Source organism: Sporolactobacillus inulinus (assembly GCF_006539285.1).
Classification (GTDB): Bacteria; Bacillota; Bacilli; order Bacillales; family Sporolactobacillaceae; genus Sporolactobacillus; species Sporolactobacillus inulinus.
On the sequence record NZ_BJMS01000200.1, the window covers coordinates 1 to 1,460 of the forward strand.

Below are 1,460 nucleotides of genomic sequence, written 5' to 3' on the forward strand. Positions count from 1 at the left end.
CTCAACTTTCGCACCCTAATCTGGGCAGATAAACCTTGATATAGTTGGGTAAGCTTTCAATCCATTGTGTCAGTTGACAAGTAATCCATTTTTTTATTGACTTTTTTGTTTTTGTCAGGGCGTCATGAAGGATATCCATGAGCTGCGTCAGTGCTACAACCCAATCCAGTTCATTCATTTCGTCACAGAGTTCATAAAACATACCGCCAAGGGTTCGATTATCTGTACTGCAACGGTTTTGCCAAGACAGGAGAATAAACCTTGTAAAGACAATGGTTGTGTGGCTAATCAGCAGATCGTACGATCTGCCTTGGAACTCTTTTTGAAGCTTAAGAAATGACTTCGTTGCTTTAAAAAATAATTCAATGTCCCATCTCATGCCGTACGTACGAATGATTTCCCGTTCTGTAAGTGTGCAGTCGGTACTTAAGATGGCTAGCCATTCACTTTGTTTATTGCGGTTTTGAACGAACACCACTTTGACCGGGACTCCATTAGCCATTGTGGTACGAATAGAGCGCAAAATTTCTTTGTGACCGGTTACGGACTTTGACAGTCGATACAGTGTTTTTAATCCAACCCATTGAGAGCCTACTCGATAGCGCTGATTCGTTGGTTTCACCATACCAATAACATCGATCCCTTGATCGGTCAAAGCCTTGATCAAAGGTTGTTGGGTAAACCAGCTGTCCATCAGAACATAGGACGCATCAATTCCGTTCGACAAGGCTCGTTTAACCATGCCAGGTATTTGTTCAGGAGCTGTTTGTAAAGCTTCAATTCGTCGTTTATAGCCGGAACAACGCTTATCAATCGTCGAATCGATATCATTAATTTTTGCCTTTTCTTTGCTTGAACTAAGGAGTGAAAAATCAATAGGCAGGAACGTTGATCCGTCTGACCATCCTAATGTCAGCATACGAAATCCTTTGTAGTGTCTTCTCTTGGCATGGTCAAAACAACGAGCCAAAAGTTCGACGCGTTTACTGCGGTCGCGATAAAAAGATGAATCATCCAGAATGAGTACTTTAGTGTGGCAGGCGCTCGTCAAACGGCTGACTTTCCTAATCGTGAATACGCTTAATGTGGTCAGGAAGCGACGCCAGGCAAACTTCGGGTAGTTTAAAAAACGATAAACAGCATCCTTGCCTGGTAAGTCATCTGCTTTATTACTCTCCAGTAAACGATACCAATTTCTTTGGGTAAAGATCAGACGAAAAATAAGCTGAAAAAGATAACCACTGGAAAAGCCGAAGGCTTTTTGAATTCCTGCCTGACGTAAATGTTTTAGAATCTTCAACTCATCAAATTTTGCTTTTATTTCTAATGGTAGTTGATTATTCTTACAGTTTTTCGCTATCATATAGAGGGCACCTCTTCTGTTTGGTAGTGTATTTCTTCAAAATCACTATACCAAAAATTGAGGTGTCTTTCTATTTTGTCAAGGAGTGTAATGAATA

1 protein-coding gene is annotated in these 1,460 nt (G+C 40.8%); it reads right to left on the reverse strand.

What is annotated here, in order from left to right; genetic code table 11:
* Position 1: 1 nt before the first annotated feature.
* Complete coding sequence (locus tag SIN01_RS14685) at positions 2-1,363, reverse strand: IS4 family transposase (RefSeq protein WP_010023653.1); 1,362 nt, start codon at positions 1,361-1,363, stop codon at positions 2-4.
* Positions 1,364-1,460: the final 97 nt, after the last annotated feature.

What these genes read in the sequence shown, in the direction of transcription:
- SIN01_RS14685 (WP_010023653.1), bottom strand. Translation starts at nt 1,363, where the DNA reads ATGATAGCGAAAAACTGTAAGAATAATCAACTACCATTAGAAATAAAA.